This window comes from Rhizobium sp. 05N49, from assembly GCF_056396805.1.
The window spans coordinates 171,096-188,598 of record NZ_JBFTME010000007.1 but is presented as its reverse complement, the minus strand read 5'-3'; the positions used below and the strand labels follow the sequence as shown (position 1 = coordinate 188,598).

At 60.5% G+C, this 17,503-nt stretch carries 13 protein-coding genes; 8 read left to right on the top strand and 5 right to left on the bottom strand.

The features are described 5' to 3' along the window. Positions 1–63 precede the first annotated feature (63 nt). The gene (locus tag AC1DF8_RS16340) at positions 64–1,251 is read left to right on the top strand and encodes a hypothetical protein (protein WP_478154180.1); all 1,188 of its coding nucleotides are present in this window, start codon (positions 64–66) and stop codon (positions 1,249–1,251) included. Positions 1,252–1,321: 70 nt separating this feature from the next. Here AC1DF8_RS16340 and aspS read toward each other — a convergent pair whose 3' ends face one another. Beyond that, the gene (gene aspS / locus AC1DF8_RS16335) at positions 1,322–3,112 is read right to left on the bottom strand and encodes an aspartate--tRNA ligase (RefSeq protein ID WP_478154179.1); all 1,791 of its coding nucleotides are present in this window, start codon (positions 3,110–3,112) and stop codon (positions 1,322–1,324) included. Between the two features lie 252 nt (positions 3,113–3,364). On the opposite strand from aspS, the gene AC1DF8_RS16330 reads away from it, so the two are divergent. The 4 genes from AC1DF8_RS16330 to AC1DF8_RS16315 all read left to right on the top strand — a co-directional run bounded on the left by AC1DF8_RS16330 (position 3,365) and on the right by AC1DF8_RS16315 (position 8,774). Then, the gene (locus AC1DF8_RS16330) at positions 3,365–4,756 is read left to right on the top strand and encodes a multicopper oxidase family protein (protein WP_478154178.1); all 1,392 of its coding nucleotides are present in this window, start codon (positions 3,365–3,367) and stop codon (positions 4,754–4,756) included. A gap of 165 nt (positions 4,757–4,921) precedes the next feature. Next, positions 4,922–6,073 (top strand): ribonuclease D, encoded by a 1,152-nt coding sequence (rnd, locus tag AC1DF8_RS16325; protein ID WP_478154177.1) that lies wholly within the window; start codon positions 4,922–4,924, stop codon positions 6,071–6,073. Between the two features lie 174 nt (positions 6,074–6,247). Continuing rightward, complete coding sequence (locus AC1DF8_RS16320) at positions 6,248–7,309, top strand: adenylate/guanylate cyclase domain-containing protein (RefSeq protein WP_113204704.1); 1,062 nt, start codon at positions 6,248–6,250, stop codon at positions 7,307–7,309. A gap of 109 nt (positions 7,310–7,418) precedes the next feature. Continuing rightward, on the top strand, positions 7,419–8,774 hold the full coding sequence (locus AC1DF8_RS16315) for an esterase-like activity of phytase family protein (RefSeq protein ID WP_112968017.1): 1,356 nt from the start codon (positions 7,419–7,421) through the stop codon (positions 8,772–8,774). Between the two features lie 102 nt (positions 8,775–8,876). Here the strand turns inward: AC1DF8_RS16315 and ppx are convergent, their stop codons facing one another. The 4 genes from ppx to AC1DF8_RS16295 form a co-directional block, all read right to left on the bottom strand. Further along, positions 8,877–10,397, bottom strand: a complete 1,521-nt coding sequence (ppx, locus tag AC1DF8_RS16310) for an exopolyphosphatase (protein ID WP_112968016.1) — start codon at positions 10,395–10,397, stop codon at positions 8,877–8,879. Between the two features lie 10 nt (positions 10,398–10,407). Then, positions 10,408–12,612 carry an RNA degradosome polyphosphate kinase gene (locus AC1DF8_RS16305; RefSeq protein WP_112544684.1) on the bottom strand — a complete coding sequence of 735 codons (2,205 nt, stop codon included), beginning with the start codon at positions 12,610–12,612 and terminating at the stop codon, positions 10,408–10,410. A 65-nt stretch (positions 12,613–12,677) separates the two neighbouring features. Further along, complete coding sequence (gene hdaA / locus AC1DF8_RS16300) at positions 12,678–13,391, bottom strand: DnaA regulatory inactivator HdaA (RefSeq protein ID WP_478154176.1); 714 nt, start codon at positions 13,389–13,391, stop codon at positions 12,678–12,680. After that, complete coding sequence (locus tag AC1DF8_RS16295) at positions 13,384–14,508, bottom strand: AI-2E family transporter (RefSeq protein WP_113146175.1); 1,125 nt, start codon at positions 14,506–14,508, stop codon at positions 13,384–13,386. The genes hdaA and AC1DF8_RS16295 overlap by 8 nt, the downstream gene beginning before the upstream one ends. Positions 14,509–14,752: 244 nt before the next feature. Between AC1DF8_RS16295 and purM the strand changes: the two genes are divergently transcribed. The 3 genes from purM (at position 14,753) to AC1DF8_RS16280 (ending at position 17,499) form a co-directional block, all read left to right on the top strand. After that, positions 14,753–15,826 (top strand): phosphoribosylformylglycinamidine cyclo-ligase, encoded by a 1,074-nt coding sequence (gene purM / locus AC1DF8_RS16290; RefSeq protein WP_478154175.1) that lies wholly within the window; start codon positions 14,753–14,755, stop codon positions 15,824–15,826. Continuing rightward, the gene (purN, locus tag AC1DF8_RS16285) at positions 15,823–16,488 is read left to right on the top strand and encodes a phosphoribosylglycinamide formyltransferase (protein ID WP_112968014.1); all 666 of its coding nucleotides are present in this window, start codon (positions 15,823–15,825) and stop codon (positions 16,486–16,488) included. Before purM ends, purN begins: the two co-directional genes overlap by 4 nt. Before the next feature lie 390 nt (positions 16,489–16,878). Further along, on the top strand, positions 16,879–17,499 hold the full coding sequence (locus tag AC1DF8_RS16280) for a PadR family transcriptional regulator (protein ID WP_478154174.1): 621 nt from the start codon (positions 16,879–16,881) through the stop codon (positions 17,497–17,499). Positions 17,500–17,503 lie beyond the last annotated feature (4 nt).

Sequence of the window (17,503 nt, the reverse complement as noted above, 5' to 3'; positions counted from 1 at the left end):
GGACCGTTCCGCAGTAGCTTCTTTGTAATAGTCAACGGCACTTGCCATCCAGGGGACTTTCTCATGACCTTTTACCGCACAACGCGGCTGATGCTGTCGAGCGCAGCCATTCTATCGTTCGCTGGTTCTGCGTTCGCGCTGGACGGCCAGGATCTCCTGACGAAGATCAATGCCGCCTCCAGCCAGCAGACCGGAACGATTTCGCCCAGCAGCATCGATATCGACGGCACGACCGTCACACTCAAAAGCGTCAGCTACACGCCAAAAGGTGCTAAACCTTTTCCTGTCGGCGATATCACTCTCTCTGGCGTTGAAGAACAGGACGACGGCAGCTATTATATTGAAGGGGCCACTTTTGAAGATGTCGATAGCACCGCAGATGGTGTGACGGTGACCGCAAAAGACCTGAGTCTCGGCGGCATCACCGTACCCGCCAAACCGGGTGATGACAGCCCAGACACCATGCTCTGGGCCGAAAATCTCCATACCGGCGCCCTCAAGGTGGTTAAGGACGGTGCGGAAGTCTTCTCGATGCTCGAGGGCGATGTGAATAGCACGCTCCGCGAGGACGAATCCGGCTTCGACTTTGACGGCGCATTTAAGGGGATGAAGTTCGACCTCAGCAAAGCCAGCGACCCGCAGACCAAAGAAGCAATCGAGAAGCTGGCGCTTCAGCACATTCAGGGTGACGTCAGCTTGAAGGGATCTTGGGATCTCGAGCCTGGCACGATCGACCTTTCAGACATTTCCTTCGACTTCACCAATGTCGGCAAATTGCAATTCGGTTTAAAAATGTCCGGCTATACGTTGGCTTTCGGAAAATCGATGGCACAAGCGTTCGAGCAGTCGGAAGCCAACCCCAACAAGGAAGAAGCACAGCAGGCGCTCGGCCTCGCCATGCTCGGACTTGCCCAGCAGCTGACATTCGATTCCGCGCAGATCCGCTTCGAGGATGCGTCGATCACCAAGCGCGCGCTGGACTATGCCGGTTCGAAGCAGAACGTCTCCGGCCAGCAGATGGCGGATTCGCTGAAGGCGATGACGCCGATCATGCTCGCGCAGCTCAACATTCCGGAGCTGCAGAACGCGATTTCGGCTGCGGTCAGCACCTTCCTCGACAATCCGAAGAGCCTGACCGTCAAGGCCACGCCTGAGAAGCCAGTCGCATTCCCGATGATTGTCGGTGCTGCCATGGGTGCACCGAACACGGTGCCGCAGATGCTTGGGGTGAAGGTTTCGGCGAACGACTGAGTTCGTCTCAACCCAACAAAAAAGCCCGGCGATATCTTCGCCGGGCTTTTTTTGTTTTGTGATGCCTGCCTCAGTCTTTCTTCTGCGGCGGGATCGGGCGGATCGCCAGTTCGCGCAGCTGGGCGGTCGTTGCCGGTGTCGGCGCGCCCATCAGCAGATCCTGGGCCTGCTGGTTCATCGGGAAGAGCGAGATTTCGCGCAGGTTCTTCGCGCCGACGAGCAGCATGACGATACGGTCGATACCGAAGRCGGCACCACCATGCGGCGGCGCGCCGTACTGGAAGGCGCGGTAGAGGCCGCCGAAACGATCCTCGACATCCTGCTGGCTCAGGCCCACCTTTTCGAAGGCAGCGACCATGGTTTCCGGCGACTGGTTACGGATCGAGCCAGAGGCGATTTCGAAGCCGTTGCAGACCGCGTCGTACTGGAAGGCCTTGATCGTCAGCGGATCCTGATTGGTCAGCGCATCGAGGCCGCCCTGCGGCATAGAGAACGGATTGTGGGCGAAGTCGACCTTCTTCTCATCTTCGTTCCATTCGAAGAACGGAAAATCGACGATCCAGCAGAGTTCGAAGCGGTCGCGGTCAATGAGGTTCAGCTCGTCGGCGGCGCGGTTGCGGGCTTCGCCTGCAAACTTGTAGAACTTTTCCGGTTCGCCGGCGACGAAGAAGCAGGCGTCGCCGTCACCGAGGCCGAGCTGGTTGCGGATGGCATCCGTACGCTCTTCGCCGATGTTCTTGGCAAGCGGGCCGGCGCCTTCGAGCTTTTCGCCTTCCTTGCGCCAGAAGATATAGCCGAGGCCGGGCTGGCCCTGGCTCTGCGCCCAGGCGTTCATGCGGTCGCAAAAGGCGCGCGAACCGCCGGTCTTGGCCGGGATCGCCCAGACCTGAACCTTCGGGTTGGAGGCGATCATGTTGGCGAAGACCTTGAAGCCGGAGCCGGCAAAATGGTCGGTCACGGCTTCCATGACGATCGGGTTGCGCAGATCAGGCTTGTCGGAGCCGTATTTGCGGATCGCTTCGTCATAAGGGATACGCGGCCATTCCTTGGTGACCGGCTTGCCTTCGGCGAATTCCTCGAAAATGCCGGTCATCAGCGGACCCATCGTGTTCCAGACGTCTTCCTGGGTCACGAAGCTCATTTCGAGGTCGAGCTGGTAGAACTCGCCCGGCAGGCGGTCGGCACGCGGGTCTTCATCGCGGAAGCAGGGCGCGATCTGGAAGTAGCGGTCGAAACCGGCAACCATCAGCAGCTGCTTGTACTGCTGCGGAGCCTGCGGCAAGGCGTAGAAAGTGCCGGGGTGGATACGGCTCGGCACGAGGAAGTCGCGCGCGCCTTCCGGCGAGGAAGCCGTCAGGATCGGCGTCGTATATTCGGTGAAGCCGACATTGCCCATTTCGCGGCGCATGGCGGAGATCACCTGCGTGCGCTTGACTATGTTCTTATGCAGCGTCTCGCGGCGGAGATCGAGGAAGCGGTACTTGAGGCGAACGTCTTCCGGATAGTCCGGCTCGCCGAAGACGGGCAGCGGCAGTTCCTTTGCGGCAGAGAGAACTTCGATCTCCTGCGCATAGAGCTCGATCTCGCCGGTCGGCATGTTCTTGTTGACGGTGTCTTCGGTGCGCGCCTTCACGAGACCGTCAATGCGGATCACCCATTCGCCGCGAACGGTTTCGGCCATCTTGAAGGCCGGGCTGTCCGGGTCGGCAACCACCTGGGTGATGCCGTAGTGATCGCGAAGGTCGATGAACAGCACGCCGCCATGATCTCGGACACGGTGGACCCAGCCGGAAATACGGACATTCGAGCCGACGTCCGACTTGCGGAGAGCGGCGCATGTGTGGCTGCGGTAGCGATGCATGATCTCAAATCCTGGCATTTGGCTTAAGACGGCGGCATGGCCCTCGGGACCTTCACGCCGACAAGAAAATCGGGCGGACAAGCGCATGGACGCTCTGATTTGTCAAGACTTGGCACGGCCGGCGGGCCGCTTGCTCCCTCGTTTCCGAATGAGCCAGGACACTTGCGCTGCGGCAGTTTGGCTGAAGGCTGCGTATTGATGAAAAGGATAGTCAACTTTAAAAGGAGGCATCATTGAAGACGGAACCTGCCGATGCCCCTCCTCACCCGCCGCAATCTGCTCAAGGCTTCCGCCGTCGCCGGCGCCTATGGCGCAGGCATGGCGATTGCCGGGCGCTTTGGAGTGGCGGAGGCCGCGCCCGAGCCGCGCATCCTGACGGCGCGCAGGACCGAGGCACAGATCATGGATGCCGCACCGACGCGGGATATCATGACATGGGGCGACGAGGGCCTGCCGCCGGTGCTGCGCATGCCGCGCGGCAAAGCCTATGCGGCGCGCCTGACGAACAGCCTGGACGAACCGACGACGATCCACTGGCACGGACTGCGCATCGACAACAAGATGGACGGCGTGCCCTTCATGACGCAGCCCTACGTCTATACAAACGACAGCTTCGATTATCTCTTCACGCCGCCGGATGCCGGAACCTTCTGGTATCACCCCCACTGCAACACGCTGACCCAGATGGGCCACGGCATGACCGGCGTGCTCGTCGTGGAAGATCCCGCCGATCCCGTCTTCGATGCCGAAATCGTGCTCAACCTGCGCGACTGGCGGCTTGGTGGCGATGGTCAGTTCATCGCGCCGTTCCGCCCGCGTGATGCAGCAAAGGCCGGCACCTATGGAACGGTGCGGACCGCCAACTGGCACCAGGAGCCGAAATATGATGCACCGGCGGGCGGGCTCGTGCGCCTGCGTATCGCCGTCACCGACGTGACCCGCATCTTCTCGCTCAAGATGGAAGGTGCAGATGCCACGGTTATCGCTATCGACGGCAATCCGGTACCGAAGCGCTTCCCGCTCGATCTCCTGCAGATCGGACCAGGACAGCGGCTCGACCTTGCCGTTCGCATGCCGGATGGCGAAGGGGCGGTCGCCACGCTGGAAGATATTCGCGGTACGACGCCGAAGGTGATCGCGAGCCTCAGCGCCATCGGGCAGTCACTGAAGCGCAATATCGGCGATCTCGGCGCGCTTGCAGAAAACCCGGTGCCGAAGGCCGATCTTTCTTCCGCGGAGACAATTCCACTTGTCTTGTCCGCCACCGCAGAGAATGCCGCCGTCGAAAGCATCTGCGGCACGCTCGGCTACAGCTTCTGGGCCATCAACAAGGTGCCGTGGCCGGGCGATACACCCGATCCGACCGCACCGCTCGTTGAACTAAAGCTCGGCAGGAGCTACGTCTTCAACCTGGAAAACGTCACGCCGCATACGCATCCGATCCATCTGCACGGCATGAGCTTCACCGTCATCTCGTCCTCGACGCGGGAGGTGATGCCGCTCGTCTCCGACACCTATCTCATTCAGCCGGACGAAAAGGTGCAGCTCGCCTTCGTCGCTGACAATCCGGGTGACTGGCTGTTGCATTGCCATATCATCGAGCATCAGAAGACGGGCATGACGAGCTATCTTCGCGTGGTTTGATATTGCGCAGCGGTTATCACCTCGGCGACACAGCAGCCGCAGAAAACATCACCTGCATCATGGCGAATAAGACTTCGTAAAGGTGAAGCCCGCTGACCATATTGACATATCTCTTCGAAAGGGGAAGGAAGGTTTAACTGACCTCTTCCTTGTGAATGAATTGATATGATCGAAACCACCGCCGATCTGGCGGCCGCCTGCAAAGAGCTGGCCAAGTCCGATTTCATTACCATCGATACTGAATTCCTGCGTGAGACGACCTTCTGGCCGGAACTGTGTCTGATCCAGATGGCGAGCCCAACGGTGGAGGTGCTGGTCGATCCTCTGGCGAAAGACATCGATCTTTCGCCCTTCTTCGAGCTGATGGCCAATCCTGATGTGCTGAAGGTATTTCACGCGGCGCGGCAGGATATTGAAATCATTTTCAATCGTGGCAACCTGATCCCTCACCCGATCTTCGATACGCAGGTCGCCGCCATGGTCTGCGGCTTTGGTGACAGCGTTTCCTACGACCAGCTCATCAGCCGCACGAAGAACGTCCATATCGACAAGTCCTCGCGCTTTACGGACTGGAGCCGCCGGCCGCTCTCCGACAAGCAGCTCGAATATGCGCTGGCCGATGTCACCCATCTGCGCGACGCCTATGTCTACCTCAAGGCCGAACTGGAGCGCGAAGGCCGCGCTTCCTGGCTGCGCGAGGAAATGGACATTCTGGAATCGCGCGAGACCTACGATATCCACCCTGACGATGCGTGGCAGCGGCTGAAGCTTCGCCTGCGCAAGCCGCAGGAGCTGGCGATCCTGAAATATGTCGCCGCCTGGCGGGAGCGCGAGGCGCGGTCGCGCAACGTCCCGCGTTCGCGGGTGCTGAAGGACGATGCGATCTACGAGATCGCCCAGCAGCAGCCGAAGGACGCCGAGGCCCTCGGGCGCCTGCGCACAATTCCGAAGGGCTGGGAGCGCTCGGCCACGGGTGCTGCGGTGCTCGATGCGGTCAATACAGCGCTTGCGCTGCCACGTTCAGAAATGCCGCATGTGCCGCGCCAGGCACAGCCGCCGGAAGGTGCGGCGGCGGCCGTCGAGCTTCTCAAGGTGCTGCTCAAGCTGATTTCCGAAAAGCACGGCGTGGCGCCGAAGGTAATCGCCAACAGCGACGACCTCGACAGGATCGCGGCTGAGGGCGAAACGGCAGATGTCGCGGCCATGCATGGATGGCGGCGCGATCTGTTCGGCGAGCCGGCGCTGCAGCTCATCCGTGGCGAAATTGCTCTGCGCTTCGTTGGCCGCAAGGTCGAAACCGTCGCGCTCCCAGCGTAGATCGTGGCAGGGGCCTTCGGCCCGGCTGTCGCGTTTCAACTCGTTGTTTGACGCGTGTCGTCAGCGCAAAATCGCTTCGCACCTTTGTGCGAGCTGCCTTAAATTCGAAATATCTTGACCATAGCACTGCGCCGGAAACAATAGCCGAATGAAGTGCTTCGGCGAAAGGGCGGCATGAGAGAGATATCCCCGACGCAGAACTGGATTCTGATTGCGCTCGTCCTTGGACTCAGCGGCGTGGTCTACGATCTGTACTTCTTTGCCGGTCAGACGCCCATCATCGGAGCGATCTTCGCGCTTTTCATCGGCATGCCGATCCTCGCCTTCGAACGCAAGGCGCTGTTGCGCGGCCTTTATCGGCGCATACAAAGACTGCCGACCCTGCTCTTCATCATCTCCGAGCTCGTCATCTATGAAATCCTGATGAGCATCGGCTTTGCCGCTGCCGGTTTCCTCCTTACTGTGCTTGGCGTTCTGAATCCGCCGAAGATGATCGACGTGCTGATCATGCCGTTCGACATCTTTCTCTATGCGCTTGCCGTCTGCGCAACATTGATCTTCCTGCTCCGGGTGCGGGAACTGCTCGGGCGCGAGGTCTTCATCAGCATGCTGATCAGCCGCTATCGCAGACCGATGAAGGAAGAGCGGGTCTTCCTGTTCATCGATCTCGCCGAATCCACAGCCTTTGCCGAAAAGCACGGGGACCTACGCGCACAACAGCTTCTGAGCTCGCTGTTTGCCGCCTTCGCCGAGCCTGTGCGGCGCAACAAGGGCCTGATCAACGACTATGTCGGCGATGCGGCGATCATCACCTGGCCACTGGCGCGCGGCGTCAAGGATGCGCGTTGCGTGCGCTGCCTTTTCGATATCCTTGCCGATATCGAAGCCAATGCCGCAAGCTGGAAGAAGAGCTACGGCCATGTGCCGAAGCTCAGGGCCGCCCTTCACGGCGGCAGCGTCATTACGGCTGAGGTCGGCGTCGACCATCATAAGATCAGCTTCTTCGGTGATACGGTGAATACCACTTCGCGGCTGGAATCGCTCTGCCGAACATTGAACCGGCCGGTGCTGATTTCCGCCGAGCTCGCCAAACGCATGACGTTGCCCGAGGAGATTGTCGGCGAGAACCTCGGCAATCACGCTGTGCGCGGCCGTGGCCAGGGGCTGGATGTCATCGCCCTTTCCTCGCGCGCCGTGACCGTCCTCAATCAGCCCGCGACCCTGCGGCGCGGTTGAGCCGTAGCTTTCCGCACACGTCACCAAAGCTTCACCCAACCGTCAATGTGCCGACATGAATGCCCTGCTAAGCGGATGGCGCTTTTGCACTCCGTTCTATGGGGACATCATGAAGAACGCTCTTTTCGCTTCCGTATCACTTTTCATGCTCGTCGCAGGCTCCGCCTCCGCCGACCAGCAACTCTTCCCGGCAAAGCTGACCAGCCAGGCGATCCTGCCTGCCAACACGGTCGTTCCGGCTCCCGCCGATGCGCCGGCTTTTCTCAAGACCTCGGGCAAGTTCACGACCCCTGACCGCAAGCGCACCGAGAAACTCGGCACGATCGACGGCAAGGACGGCGCCCGCGTAACCGACGTCAAGCTGCCGCTCGACGGCCAGCCGATCCAGGGTTTTTCCGGCATCAAGACCATGGCCGACGGCACCTTCTGGACGCTCTCCGACAACGGCTTCGGCTCGAAGTTCACCTCGTCCGACTCCATGCTGTTCCTGCATCAGCTGAAGTTCGACTGGAACGCCAACAAGGTTGACGTCGTCAAGAACCTCTTCCTGTCCGACCCGAACAAGATCGCTCCGTTCCCGATCGTCACGGAAGCCTCGGACACGCGTTACCTGACCGGTGCCGATTTCGACATCGAATCCGTACAGCCGGTTGCCGACGGCTTCTGGCTCGGCGACGAATTCGGCCCCTACCTCCTGAAATTCGACACTGAAGGCCGCCTGACGGACGTCATCCCGACGACGCTCGATGGCAAACCGGTCCTGTCCCCCGACAACCCGTTGATCCAGCTGCCGGCCAACCCGGCGGCCAAGATGCCGGCCTTCAACCTTAAGCGCTCCGGCGGCTTCGAGGGCCTCGCCATGTCTAAGGACGGCTCCAAGCTCTACGGTCTGCTGGAAGGCGCCATCTATGTCGACGGCCAGATGGAAACCGCTGACGGTCACACCGCCATCCGCGTCATCGAGTTCGACGTCGCTTCCAAGAAGTGGACCGGCCGCAGCTGGCTCTACCCGTTCGAAGACAAGGGCGCTTCGATCGGCGACTTCAACATGCTCGACGAGACCACCGCTCTCGTGATCGAGCGCGACAATGGCGCCGGCACGAAGGACAAGGCTTGCGCCGATCCCAAGCAGCCGAAGCCGGATTGCTTCGAAGCTCCGGCCGAGCTGAAGCGCGTCTACAAGATCGAGTTCAACGATGCCAACGTCGGCAAGTCCGTCCGCAAGATCGGCTATATCGATCTCCTGAACATCCAGGATCCGGACAACAAGAAGAAGGCCGGCGATATCCCCGGCGTCTACAACATGCCCTTCGTGACGATCGAAAACGTCGACCGCGTCGATGCCACGCACATCATCATCGGCAACGACAACAACCTGCCCTTCTCGGCCGGCCGCGCTGTCGACAAGGCTGACAATAACGAGTTCAGCATCCTCGAAGTCGGCGAGTTCCTGAACGCGAAGTAATCCGCAATTTAGTACGAGATTGAGAGGGCGGCGCGAAAGTGCCGCCCTTCTGCTTGGCCATGGGGACCAGAGGTGAACGGCCAGGCAGCCTGCCCGACCTGTCTACTCGAAGCGGAAGGCCAGCCGCTTGTTCGTCAGCCGCGACAATTGCTGCAGGCGGCCGTCCAGTCGTTCTCCGGCGAAATCGCGGTATTCGTGCGGAACCACGAATTCCAGATCGAGATCGGGGGTGGAAGCTTTGCGGAATCTCAGATTGCGCACAATGCCCGGCATGGAAGCCGAGAAGAGGTAGACGACGCGCAACATGCCGCCGAGCAGCTTTGCGCGGTCGATGAAGGCAGGACCGGCGATCGTCGCAAGAGGTGCCGTGGAGCCGTCGTCATGCAGACCTTCGAAGCGGTAGTAGTTGGTCAGCGCGATGAAGGCACGGCCGGGATGGCTGATGCCGACGAATGAGGAGTGAGCAATCACGTTCAGCGCCTGAGCGCCGCGATAATCAGGATGGGCGCGCCAGCTGATATCGGCCAGCAGGCAGGCAGCCTGACGATAGCGACTTTCCTCGTCGGTTTCCTGAACGCCGAAATACGGCATCATGCGGCCGGTCCAATCAGCCAGCTCGCGGGCATGTTCCGGCGAGCGGGCACGCAGGATCGCAAGCTCGCCGGCGGCAGCCAGCAGCGGATCGGCGCGGCGTTCGGATTCGGACAGCAGCGAAAAGAGATAACCTTCACGCACGCCCTGCGCGGAGAAGGAGATCACCGAAGGCTTCATGGCGTTCAGCACTTCCTTCATGGCGATGGCGCCGAAGGGCAGCAGTGAACGGCGGTGCTTGGAAACCGCCTGCAGTGCCGGTTCCTTGGAATCCTTGGCGGTGACGACCTGATCCAGGAACTGCGTCATGCCTTCGAGAGACACCTCGTAGCCCTGCATCATGTGCAGTGGATAACGAGTGATCTCCATGTGCAGCTTGGCAATGTTTCGCCAGGTGCCGCCAACGGCATAGAAGGTGCGCCCCTCCCCCTTGGAGAGAAGCTTGGCAGTCTTGACCTGCTTGCGGGCAAAGGCGCGCGCCTTGGCGAGCGACCCGCCGGCATATTCGGAGAGGCGCAGACCGCCGAGCGGCAAGGTAATACCGCCGCTGACATCCTTGCCCCTGATATCGATCAGTTCCAGAGAACCGCCGCCGAGGTCGCCTGCGATGCCATCGGGATTGTAGAAGCCGCTGATGATGCCGAGCGAGGCAAAGCGTGCCTCTTCCTCACCCGACAATATACGGACGTGCCGTTGCAGGATCGTCTCGGCCTGATGGATGAAATCAGGACCGTTGCTTGCCTCGCGCGCAGCGGCCGTGGCCAGCACATACATGGTGGCCGCGCGTGCCTGATCGGAGAGAGCCTTGAAACGATGAAGAGCCTGAAGCGCGCGTGCGACGCTTTCCTCGTCCATCTTGCCGGTCAGGGCTATGCCCTTGCCGAGGCCACAGAGAACCTTTTCGTTGAACAGGATGGTGGGCGAACGCGACAAGCCTTCGTAGACGACCAGACGGATAGAATTCGATCCGATATCGACAACGGAGACCGGGGCGATACCCGGAAGTCGCCCCTGGGCTTCAGATTCAACCATTAGGTCCAGTTTACTTGTTGTTCCGGCCGGCAAGCAGACCGGCGATCAGCTTCGGCGCACTCGATTTCAGAGCTTCACCGCGGCCCGACAGGCTGGGATTGGTCATGAAATACTGCTGCGCATTGAACGGTTCCTCGCCCTTGCGCACTTCCATGCGCCGTGACGTACCGTCGGGCAATATCTCGTAGCTTTGTTGATTGTCAATCACGTTGCCGAGCATAATCTGTGACAAAACCTGCTCGTGAACGGTCGGATTTGTCAGCGGAACCATCGTTTCGACGCGGCGATCGAGGTTTCTCGGCATCATGTCGGCCGAACCGATATAGACAAGCGCCTTGTCGGATGGCAGGCCGTAACCATTGCCGAAGCAGAAGATGCGGCTGTGTTCCAGGAAACGTCCGACGATCGATTTGACCCGGATATTGTCGGAAAGGCCTGGCACCTGCGGACGCAGGCAGCAGATGCCGCGCACGACGAGATCGATCTCGACGCCAGCGCGGCTCGCCGTATAGAGCGCGTCGATGATATCGGGGTCGACCAACGAATTCATCTTCATCCAGATCGCTGCCGGGCGGCCGGCGCGGGCATGCTCGATCTCTTCGTTGATGTGGCGAATGATGCGCGGACGCAGCGTATAAGGCGAAACGGCGAGCTGCATCCCCTCTTCCGGCTCACCGTATCCGGTGATGAAGTTGAAGATATTCGCCATGTCGTGGGCGATGACGGGGTTGCAGGTGAAGAAGGAGAGGTCCGTATAGATCTTCGCCGTGATCGGATGGTAGTTGCCGGTGCCGAGATGGCAGTAGGTGCGCAGCTTGCCTTCCTCGCGGCGAACGACGAGCGACATCTTGGCATGGGTCTTGAGCTCGATGAAACCGAAGACGACCTGCACGCCGGCGCGCTCAAGGTCGCGCGCCCAGCGGATATTGGCCTCTTCGTCGAAGCGGGCCTTGAGTTCGACCAGCGCCGTCACCGACTTGCCGGCTTCGGCGGCGTCGACCAGGGCGCGAACGATCGGGCTATCATTGGATGTACGGTAGAGCGTCTGCTTTATCGCCAGAACGTCAGGATCATGCGCAGCCTGGATAAGGAATTGGACCACCACGTCGAAAGATTCATATGGGTGGTGAACCACCATGTCCTTTTCTCGGATGGCGGCGAAGCAATCACCGGCGTGTTCACGGACACGTTCGGGAAATCGCGCATTGTAGGGCGGAAAGCGCAGGTCGTCGCGCGGCGCCTTGGTGATTTCGGAGAGCGTGTTGAGCGCCAGCAGGCCCGGCAGAACGGCAACGCGATTCTCGGGAATACTGAGTGCCTGGACGACGAACTGGCGCAGCGAGGCCGGCATCTCGGAATCCGTCTCGATGCGGATGACCTTGCCGCGGCGGCGGCGCTTCAGCGCGGTTTCGAAGAAGCGCACGAGATCCTCGGCTTCTTCCTCGACTTCGATATCGCTGTCTCGGATGACGCGGAATGTACCCGAGCCCTGCACCTCGTAGCCGGGATAGAGCCGGTGAATGAAGATGTTGGCGACGTCTTCCAGGGTGATGTAGCGGATCGTGTTGCGATCGTCGGGCAGGCGGACGAAACGGTCGAGAGCCGGCGGGAGGCGCAGCAACGCCGTCATCGGCTCGCGGCCGCTGCGGCTGACGAGCTGCAGGCCGATCGAGAACCCGAGGTTCGGAATGAACGGGAACGGATGAGCCGGATCGATCGACAGCGGCGTCAGAACCGGGAAGATCGCCTGCTCGAACTCGTTTGCCAACCATTGGCGATCGGCGTCGCTCAGCGCACCCGGACGCACGATCAGGATGTCTTCCTTGGCGAGGTACTGCTGCAGGACGGCGAGCGAGGCCTGCTGCTCCATCTGCAGATGATCGATCTCGCTCAGGATCGAATCGAGCTGTTCGGCGGGTGTGCGGCCATCGGGGCTCTTGACGACGATGCTCTGCCGTACCTGGCCTTCGAGGCCGGCGACGCGCACCATAAAGAATTCGTCGAGGTTGGCGGCCGAGATCGACAGGAAGCGCACGCGTTCCAACAACGGATGCTCGGTGTTCAGCGTCTCCTCGAGGACACGACGGTTGAACTGCAGCCAGGAGAATTCGCGGTTGATGAAGCGCTCGGGGCTCGACAGCAGCTGCTCCAGCGGCGGCAGGTCTGTGCTGTTGTTCGGGGTGGATTCCTGATGTTCCTGATATGCACTATCCATGGTCCACTCACCCTGCTCTTATCCGCTTCGGCGAATATATCAGTTTCACGACGGAACTGTGACAGTCAATCGCCCGAGCCGGAATTGCCCAATTCATTCAATACTTCAGCGGCAAGCGAACGGGTAATGCCCGTGCCTCTGGAAAGCGCCAGCCGATCGAGCCTTTCGACAATCGTCTGGGCGGCGTTGAGCGACCGCTCCATGCGATTGACGATATAAAGGACGAGTTTGTCATCTATATAAAGCTGCCTGTCGGCAAAGAGCTTGACGATGACCTGGGACAGCAGTTCCTCGTCCGGCTCGCCGATCTCCACGACCGTCGCGGCCTTCAGGCGGGAACGCAGATCGGGCAGCGTGACCGGCCAGGACATGGGCCAGAGGCGGCTGGTCATCAAAAGGCTGGTGCCGTTTTCCCGCACGCTGTTGATGACGTGAAAGAGCTTGACGTCATCAAAGCCCGCGCGGTCGGCATCCTCAAAAAGCACGGGGCCATTGACGGCCGTGATCGCGGCATCGGAATCAACGTTGGGGTGGATGATCTTCGCTCCGCTCAGCTCCTTCCAGATGCCGGCGAGATGCGATTTGCCGGAACCGACCGGACCGGCAAGGATGACGACCGGTGACGGCCAGTTCGGCCAGGCATCGACGATCGAAACGGCGGCCGCGAGACGCTCCGAGACAAGGAGGTCGTCGCGCCCGGCGGCGGCGTCATGCGAAAAGGCCAAGGGAAGCTGCTCTCCGGCCTTGCGCTTCGGATCAGCGTTCTTCACGTCATTCATCGGAAACAGATTTCGTCTTCCGGGCCCGGCCGCCCGGCGACCCGCCATAGTAGAGATCGCTTTGAAGGTAGCGCGAAAGCGCAAAGCGGACAAGGACGCCGACGGCGGCAGCGGCCGGCACTGCGACCAGCAGGCCGACGAAACCGAACAGTGCACCGAAGGCAAAGAGCGCAAACATCAGCCAGACGGGATGCAGGCCGACACTGGAGCCGACGAGCTTCGGCTGCAGGATATTGCCTTCCAGGAACTGGCCGGAGAAGAAGACCGCCAGAACGGCGATAATCCAGATATAATCAGGCCAGAACTGGACGATCGCCACGCCAATGGCAATGACTAGGCCAACCAGCGACCCGACATAGGGAATGAAGCTGATCATGCCGGCGAAAAGCCCGATGAGCAGGCCGAAGTTCAGGCCGACAATCGAGAGGCCCAGGGCGTAGTAGATGCCCAGGATGAGGCAGAGCGAGCCCTGCCCGCGGATGAAGCCGGCAATCGCCTGATCCACTTCCGTGGCGATCTGGCGCACGTCGCTCACATAGTCGCGCGGCACCCACTGATCGACCTTGGCGATCATGCGATCCCAATCGAGCAGAATGTAGAAGGCGACGACCGGCGTGACGACGAGAAGCGAGATGACATCGACGATCGCCTTGCCGGAATTCCAGATCTGCGCGAAGAGACCCGTCAGAAAGCCCATGCCTTCCGAAAGGATACCGGATAAATTGTCCTTGATGGTCCCGAGCTGGCTTCTGATCCAGCCAGGCAGCACGGAATCCTGATAGTTGGCGATGAATTGCTGCAGCTGGCTGATATAGCCCGGCACGCGCTGGGCAAAATCGTTGAACTGGTTGATGAGGACGGGGATCAGGATCACCAGTGCCAGCGCGAAGACGATGACGAAGGCCACCAGAATAACAATGGTCGCCATCAGGCGGCTCAAGCCCAGCCGCTCCAGCCTGTCTGCGACAGGATCGAGGAAATAGGCGATCGACATGCCGGCAATGAAGGGCAACAGGATCGAACTGAAAATATAGAGGAAGGCGATGAAGATGAGCAGAACCGCCACCCAGAAGATGATCTGGCGCTTCAGTATCGTTCCGCTAACTTGTTGTGGCATCGCTTCCCCGCTGATTGCACGCCCCGCCCGCACCGCTTTCCAACGGCCCCAGCCGTTTGAGCACATAGGATGGAGGCGCAAAGATGGTCAACCCTGTTGCACCAAATCCGGAAAGCGCACAGGGATTAGCTGGAAAATGGGGGCTTTTCCCTTGCAACGCTTGCATAAAGCGCACTCTCATGCAATTGCGACCGGCATGTGACGCGGTCCCCTGTCCGCAGCTTTAAATCCTCCGGAGATCACCATGAGCCAGTCTGGAAAAAACGGTCTGACCTATAGCGATGCAGGCGTCGACATCGATGCCGGTAACCTGATGGTGGAGAAGATCAAGCCGGCCGTGCGCTCCACGCGCCGTCCGGGCGCCGACGGCGAGATCGGCGGCTTTGGCGGCCTGTTCGATCTCAAGGCCGCAGGTTTCACCGATCCGGTCCTGGTTGCCGCCAATGACGGCGTCGGCACCAAGCTGAAGATCGCGATCGACGCGGACTATCACGAAACCGTCGGCATCGACCTCGTCGCCATGTGCGTCAACGATCTCGTCGTCCAGGGTGCCGAGCCCCTCTTCTTTCTCGACTATTTCGCGACCGGCAAGCTCGACCCCGACCAGGGTGCGGCGATCGTCGGTGGTATCGCCGCCGGCTGCCGCGAGGCGGGCTGCGCGCTGATCGGCGGCGAAACGGCCGAAATGCCGGGCATGTATTCCTCGGGCGATTATGATCTGGCCGGATTTGCCGTTGGCGCCGCCGAACGCGGCAAGCTGCTGCCGGCGGGCGATATTGCCGAAGGCGACGTCATTCTTGGCCTCTCCTCATCGGGCGTCCATTCCAACGGCTTCTCGCTGGTGCGCAAGATCGTTTCGCTTTCCGGCCTCGACTGGGATGCGCCGGCACCCTTTGCCGAGGGCAAGAAGCTCGGCGAGGCGCTGCTGACGCCAACACGTATCTATGTGAAACCGCTCCTGAAGACGATCCGCGAGACTGGCGCGCTGAAGGCGCTTGCCCATATTACCGGCGGCGGTTTCCCCGAAAATATTCCGCGTGTGCTGCCGAAGCATCTCGCTGCCGAGATCGACCTCGCCGCCGTCAAGGTGCCGCCGGTCTTCTCGTGGCTTGCCCGGACGGGCGGCGTCGAAGCCAAGGAAATGCTGCGCACCTTCAATTGCGGCATCGGCATGATCGTCGTCGTCGCCGCGGAGAATGTTGCCGCCGTTTCCAAGGTGCTCGAAGCCGAAGGCGAGAAGGTGATCACGCTCGGCCGCATGGTCGCCAGGGCGGAAGGTGAAGCCGGCACGATCTACAAGGGTACGCTCGCCCTATGAGCTCACCGCGCAAACGCATCGTCGTCTTTATTTCCGGCGGCGGCTCCAACATGATGGCCTTGGTGCAGGCGGCAAAATCGACGGACTATCCGGCAGAGATCGTCGGCGTGATCTCCGACAAGGCCGATGCCGGCGGGCTTGCCAAGGCGGCCGCCGAGGGCATTGCGACCTTTGCCTTCGTGCGCAAGGACTATGCGAGCAAGGACGCGCACGAGGCGGCGATCCTTGCCGCACTTGACGAGCTTTCGCCTGACATCATCTGCCTTGCCGGCTATATGCGGCTGCTTTCGGGCGCGTTCATCCAGCGCCATGAAGGCCGGATCATCAATATCCATCCTTCTCTTCTGCCGCTCTTTCCGGGACTGCATACGCATCAGCGAGCGATTGATGCCGGCATGCGCATTGCCGGCTGCACGGTGCATTTCGTTACCGAAGGCATGGATGAGGGACCGGTCATCGGCCAGGCCGCCGTGCCTGTGCTTGCGGGCGACACTGCCGAAGCGTTGGCGGGACGCGTGCTGACCATCGAACACCAGCTTTATCCGCAGGCTCTCCGTCTCTTTGCGGAGGGCAAGGTGAAGATGGAAGGCGGCAAAGCGGTTGGGGCAACAGCTTCCGCCACCGCTCCGAAATCCCAGCTTATTTCGTTGATCGGCGACTGAAGCAATTCCCGCAAAAGCGCCGAGAGGTCTGCGTCCTCGGGCATTCCGAGGTCCGGCGAAAAATGGGAATACCTGCCTTCAGGCGGCAAGAGCCTGAGGCGGGTGCAAGGCGGCTGGCAATCCTGCCGCTATCCATAAAGCCAGCAGGACTGGCGGCGTTCGACGTGGCCATCGCCACGGACGCGAAGACGACCTTCCGCCATTTTTGACAGCGTGACCGTTCTCGACCCGCCGACCTTGCCCACCACTTCGTTGGACAAGACGTTGGAAATGGTCGCATGCCTCGCTCACTCATCCATGGTCACGGATGCGGCCCGGCATTTGCCGAGGCGCCGGCAGTTCTGAAATGCCGCGTTGACTAGTCATAATCTTACTAGTAATATTATGACTATGACATCGATCAAACGCTCTCCAATCGCCCTCGCCGTCCTTGCAATGCTCATGGAAGAGCCGCTGCATCCTTACCGAATGCAGCAACTCATCAAGGAGCGCGGCAAGGACGAGGTAATCAATGTCACGCAGAGGGCGAGCCTTTATCAGACGATCCAGCGGCTTGAGCGCGAAGCCTTGATCACCCCACGCAAAACAATCCGGGATGACAAGCGTCCCGAGCGGACGGTGTACGAGATAACCAGGAAAGGCCGCGACGTCGCGGTGGACTGGATGCGGGCGATCTTGTCGACCCCGACGCGGGAATATCCGGAATTCCCCGCAGCTATATCCTTTCTTCCGCTGCTTTCGCCTGACGATGTGGCAAGCCAGCTTGAGCTCAGAGCAAAAGCCATTGAGGCGGAGCTTCGCCGGATCGACGAAACTCTGCACGAAGCGCRGACCGTTCCAAGGCTCTTCTTGCTCGAGATGGAATATCTCCGAGCGCTTCACGCAACCGAATTGTCCTGGGTCACCAGCGTTCTCGCGGACCTGCGCGCCCAGCGCATCACCTGGACGGAAGAGTGGCTGAGGCAGATCGCCACCCAATTCACCATCGACCCTAAACTCGACCAGGACTAGGACC

Bases quoted from the DNA above. Each gene is read 5' to 3' on its own strand.
- AC1DF8_RS16295 (WP_113146175.1), bottom strand. From the start codon at position 14,508: ATGCCACAACAAGTTAGCGGAACGATACTGAAGCGCCAGATCATCTTC.
- hdaA (WP_478154176.1), bottom strand. From the start codon at position 13,391: ATGAATGACGTGAAGAACGCTGATCCGAAGCGCAAGGCCGGAGAGCAG.
- purN (WP_112968014.1), top strand. From the start codon at position 15,823: ATGAGCTCACCGCGCAAACGCATCGTCGTCTTTATTTCCGGCGGCGGC.
- purM (WP_478154175.1), top strand. From the start codon at position 14,753: ATGAGCCAGTCTGGAAAAAACGGTCTGACCTATAGCGATGCAGGCGTC.
- AC1DF8_RS16330 (WP_478154178.1), top strand. From the start codon at position 3,365: ATGCCCCTCCTCACCCGCCGCAATCTGCTCAAGGCTTCCGCCGTCGCC.
- AC1DF8_RS16315 (WP_112968017.1), top strand. From the start codon at position 7,419: ATGAAGAACGCTCTTTTCGCTTCCGTATCACTTTTCATGCTCGTCGCA.
- AC1DF8_RS16340 (WP_478154180.1), top strand. From the start codon at position 64: ATGACCTTTTACCGCACAACGCGGCTGATGCTGTCGAGCGCAGCCATT.
- rnd (WP_478154177.1), top strand. From the start codon at position 4,922: ATGATCGAAACCACCGCCGATCTGGCGGCCGCCTGCAAAGAGCTGGCC.
- ppx (WP_112968016.1), bottom strand. From the start codon at position 10,397: ATGGTTGAATCTGAAGCCCAGGGGCGACTTCCGGGTATCGCCCCGGTC.
- AC1DF8_RS16320 (WP_113204704.1), top strand. From the start codon at position 6,248: ATGAGAGAGATATCCCCGACGCAGAACTGGATTCTGATTGCGCTCGTC.
- AC1DF8_RS16305 (WP_112544684.1), bottom strand. From the start codon at position 12,612: ATGGATAGTGCATATCAGGAACATCAGGAATCCACCCCGAACAACAGC.